The 4290-nt window shown below is 68.0% G+C and carries 4 protein-coding genes; all 4 read right to left on the reverse strand.

Annotated features, from left to right (window positions below):
- A partial coding sequence (locus VE172_RS04430; protein ID WP_475525449.1) for a primosomal protein N' family DNA-binding protein occupies nucleotides 1–464 on the reverse strand: 464 nt, incomplete at its 3' end.
- 50 nt (nucleotides 465–514) lie between these two features.
- The gene (locus VE172_RS04435; protein WP_324797741.1) at nucleotides 515–736 is read right to left on the reverse strand and encodes a hypothetical protein; all 222 of its coding nucleotides are present in this window, start codon (nucleotides 734–736) and stop codon (nucleotides 515–517) included.
- 38 nt (nucleotides 737–774) lie between these two features.
- The gene (aspT, locus tag VE172_RS04440) at nucleotides 775–2472 is read right to left on the reverse strand and encodes an aspartate-alanine antiporter (RefSeq protein ID WP_324797743.1); all 1698 of its coding nucleotides are present in this window, start codon (nucleotides 2470–2472) and stop codon (nucleotides 775–777) included.
- Nucleotide 2473: 1 nt separating this feature from the next.
- On the reverse strand, nucleotides 2474–4120 hold the full coding sequence (locus VE172_RS04445) for a bifunctional aspartate transaminase/aspartate 4-decarboxylase (RefSeq protein WP_324797746.1): 1647 nt from the start codon (nucleotides 4118–4120) through the stop codon (nucleotides 2474–2476).
- Nucleotides 4121–4290: the final 170 nt, after the last annotated feature.

Genomic DNA, 4290 nt, shown 5'->3' on the forward strand with positions numbered 1-4290 from the left:
GCCTTGCCCTCCCCCAGCGCCGCCACGAACGCCTCGCCGTGCCGGTACCGCCGCCACGCCGCGGTCGGCGGCGCGACGATCGGGCCGCACGGCGCGGGCGGCTCGGCCTTTTCCACCTTGGCCTGGCGCGGCGGAATCGCCAGCCGCAGCACGTCGGCGAGGTTGCCCGCGTACCGGTCGGCCACCGCGCGCGCCAGCTCGGCGATCTCGGGCGACAGCACGGCCTCGCCCGACACCACCTTGTCGATGGGCCGCAGCTGCCCCTGGAACTGCGACGACGACCCCAGCTCCACGACGAACCCCGACATGGCCCGCCCGGCGAAGTGCACCTTCACCCGGCAACCCCGCTGAATGTCGGCGGCCAGCTCGTCGGGCACGTGGTAGTCGAAGAGCCGATCGAGGTGCGGCAGTGGACTGTCGACGCACACCCGCGCGATGCGGCGGGCGGGGGCGTCAAACAACATGTGCCATTTGTACCTGGTGCCTGTGACGCTTCCGGCACCGCTCGCCCAGGTCAGGAGTCCTCGGCGCCGAAGATGATCGCGAACGACGGCACCATGCCCGCGGCGAACAGCAGCCCCAGTATCGCTCCCAGGGTCCCCATGTCGAGGACGTAGAAGATCAGTCCGAACAGGAATGCCAGCGGCAACACGAACGCCAGTGACCGCGGCAGGCCGCGCCTGAATCGCGCCGCGTTCTCTTCGGGAGTGGGCTTCGGGGCCTTGTCATCGCTCATCACCTGTGGACGGGCACGGGGGCCCGAAAGGTTGCCGCCTAACGCAGGGCGCCCGCCATGGCCACCACGATCGGACCCAGCAGCGGAAGCACCACGTTGGACATCGCGTAGACGATGGTGTACGCCATCAACGGCGTGGCGTTGCCCGCCGCCTGCTGCACCGCGGTGATGCCGGGCGTGGAGCACTGCTGCCCCGTGACCGAGCCCAGGGCCAGCGGCGCGGGAAGCTTCATGATCTTCCAGGCCACGAACAGCGAGATGCTCGCCGGGATCAGGGTCATGAGGACGCCCGCGATCGGCAGGCCCGCACCGAACTCCTTGACCAGCTTCACCGCCTGCGGACCCGACGACAGGCCGACGGCGCAGATGAACACCGACAGGCCCAGCGTCTTGATGACGTCGGCCGCCGCCGGGTGGTACTGGCCGATGGTGGGGCGCTTGGCGCGGATCCAGCCGCACACCAGGCCGGTGAGCAGGCAGCCGCCGCCGGTGCCCAGCGACAGCGGGATGTCGCCCAGCGGCAGCACCAGCTTGCCGACCAGGAACCCGGCCACCACGCCGATCGAGATGAACACCAGGTCGGCCTTGACGCCCTTGTCGATGCGAAAGCCCACCCGGGGCACGAAGGAGGCCAGATCCGACCTGGACCCGGTGAGCCGCACCGTGTCGCCCTTGTGGATCGCGGTGCCCGACTCCACGGGCAGCGGGTGGTCCATGCGGGTGATCTGGGTGAGGAAGACGCCGTGCCGCTGCGACATCGGGATCTGCTCGCGAACCTCGGCCAGGGTCGCGGGCACGATCTCCTTGCCGTTGACCACCACGTCGGCGACGTCCAGCTCCATCCCCATTCCTTTGGAGGGCGCCACCTCGGGCCCGATGGCGCGATCGGCTCCCACCACGGCCTCGCGCTGCGCCACCAGGACGATGACGTCGCCGCGTTCGATGACGGTGTCGGGCGACAGGTCCAGCGAGGCTCCGCCGCGCTGGATCCGCTCGACGGCGACGGTACCGTCCATACTGGATTCCAGCTCCGCCACGGTGCGGGAGTCGAAGGCGGTTACCCTGTGGACGCGGCCCACCAGCTCGGGCAGCGCCGCGGCCTCGGTGTCGCTGTCGTCTTCCTGGCCGCCCCCGAGCTTGCGCCACAGCTTGTCGGCCTCGTCGCGCAGGTTGACGCGCATCAACAGTGGGAAGACCTGGCTGGCCATCAACACGATGGTGATCAGCCCGCAGATGTACGAGATGGAGTACGCGGTGCCCACATTCGCCTGCAGCGTGGAGATCTGGCTGTCGGACAGGGCGAGCTTGGCGATCGCGTCGGTGGAGGTACCCACCGCGGCCGACTCCGTCGCGCCGCCGGCCATCAGGCCCGCGGCGGTGCCCTGGTCGAGGCCCATGATGACGGTGGCGCCCGCGGTCAACGCCAGCACCGTCACCACCTCGATCACCGTGAAGACGCCGTAGCGCAGGCTCTTGCGGTTCAGGCTGGCGAAGAAGGACGGTCCGCTGATGTACCCCAGGGTGAAGATGAACAGCGCGAAGGCGATGTTCTTCACCTCGTCGTTGAGGGCCACGTCGGCGAACATCCCGACGATGATCGCCACGATCAACGTGCCCGCCACGCCGCCCAGCGACAGCTTCCAGATCCGCACCTTGCCGACGGCGAAGCCGAGCGCCAGGCACACGAAGAGCGCGATCTCGGGGGTGGCATGAAGGAGGTGCTTCACCCACTCCATGTCAGCGTTCCCGGGCGTCGAACTCGCGCTTGTACTCCTGGCCGATGTCCCACAGCGCCTTGCCGATGCGTTCGTAGGCGGCCATCGGCAGGTTGGCCAGCGAGATCCGCACCGACCACTCGGGACCGTCGAAGCCGCCGCCGTTGAGCAGCACCACCGAGTCCTGTTCGGCCAGGCGGAAGATCGCGTCGACCGGTTCGTAGTGATCGCGCATCCAGGCGGCGAACTCGGCGCCCCAGTGGCGTTCGGCCCACGACAGCAGGTCGAGCTCGACGTAGTAGTGCGCCGCCAGCGGGTCGCTCGGAAGCTCCACGCCCAGTCCCTTGGTCAGCGCCTTCATGCGCCGGGCGATGATGGATTGACAGATCTGTTTGTATTCGCCGTCGGTGTCCAGCAGGCAATGCAGCGCGAACAGCGCCATCTGTGTCTGCTGTGGAAGCGACAGCCCCGCGGTGTGGTTGAGCGCCACCTGCCGGGAGTCGGCGACCATGCGGTCGATGAAGCGCATCTTCTCGGGCTCGAGGGTGAGCGTGCCGTAGCGCTCGTTGAGGATCTTCTTGTCGGACGCCGGAAGCGTGGCCAGGCGCTCGTCGAAGACGTTGACCTGGTTGACGGCGATGACCCCCAGCCGCCATCCGGTGCAGCCGAAGTACTTCGAGAACGAGTACACGCCGATGGTGTTGCGCGGCAGGGCACCCATCAGCGAGCGGAAACCGTTGACGAAGGTGCCGTACACGTCGTCGGTGATGATCGTGAGTTCCGGGTTCTTGTCGTTCACTATGGACACGATGCGGTCCATGGTGGACGGGTCCATCATGACCGACGGCGGGTTGGACGGGTGCACGCAGAACAGCGCCTTGACGTCCGGGTCGGCGAGCTTGTTGATCTCGGAGTCCGGGAACTGCCAGGTGTGGAAGCCCTCGGCGTTGGTGCGTTCGGCCTTGAGCTCCATGACGTCGAACTGGTAGCGCTCCAGATGCGGGATCTCCAGGTACGGCGTGAAGATCGGCGTCATGATCGCGATCTTGTCGCCCTTGTGGAGCAGCCGGTTGATGATCGCCGAGTCGAAGATGTAACACATCGCGGCCGTGCCGCCCTCGGTGGCGAACAGGTCGTAGTCCGCCGCCGGCGCCCGGCCGCCGCACATCTCCTGGACCAGGTACTGGTGCACGACCTTCTCGACGTGGGTGAGCATCCGGTCGGGCACCGGGTACTGGTCGCCGATGATCGAGTCGGCCAGCTCGTGGACCCACGCGTCGGCGTCGAAGCCCAGCTCGTCGACGCCGTAGGCGACGCCGCGCCTCAACAGGTCGGCGCCGGGGTCGGAGGCGTTGTCCGACAGGAACGCGTCGAGGCGCCCCGCGATGCCCGACTCTTGCGGCATGCCCGCCAGATCGTCCCACTCCGACCAGTCGCGGCGCGCCTCCTCCATGCCGAAGCGCCCCAACAGGAAGAACGCGTCGCGGGGCGTGGCGGCGATCCAGTTCGGGTTGCCGCGCCCGGCGTTGACCATCTGCATCGCGGTGCGCTTCTGCTGATCGTCCGCCAGCGAGATCAAGGTGTTCTTGAGTTCGAAGGGGCTCAGCGATTCCAACCGGCGTTCCGAATCCCGGTTGGTGTGCTGCCGCCCGCTTTCCATCATGGTCATGTCCGCGCTCCCCCGTAAGCTATCCCTGGCGAAATCTAACCCACCGCCCCGGCCGCGACCGGGGATTCGGCGATATCGCTCACGCCGCGCGCTTGGCCACCACCGCCGCGATGCGCCGGATTCCCGGGTCGATGCGCTCGGCGGTGATCGCCCCGTAGCCCAGCGCCAGG

This window comes from Stackebrandtia sp. (genome assembly GCF_035643755.1).
Lineage (GTDB): Bacteria > Actinomycetota > Actinomycetes > Mycobacteriales > Micromonosporaceae > Stackebrandtia.

Coding starts and splice junctions, on each gene's coding strand:
- VE172_RS04435 (WP_324797741.1), bottom strand. CDS start 736: ATGAGCGATGACAAGGCCCCGAAGCCCACTCCCGAAGAGAACGCGGCG.
- aspT (WP_324797743.1), bottom strand. CDS start 2,472: ATGGAGTGGGTGAAGCACCTCCTTCATGCCACCCCCGAGATCGCGCTC.
- VE172_RS04445 (WP_324797746.1), bottom strand. CDS start 4,120: ATGACCATGATGGAAAGCGGGCGGCAGCACACCAACCGGGATTCGGAA.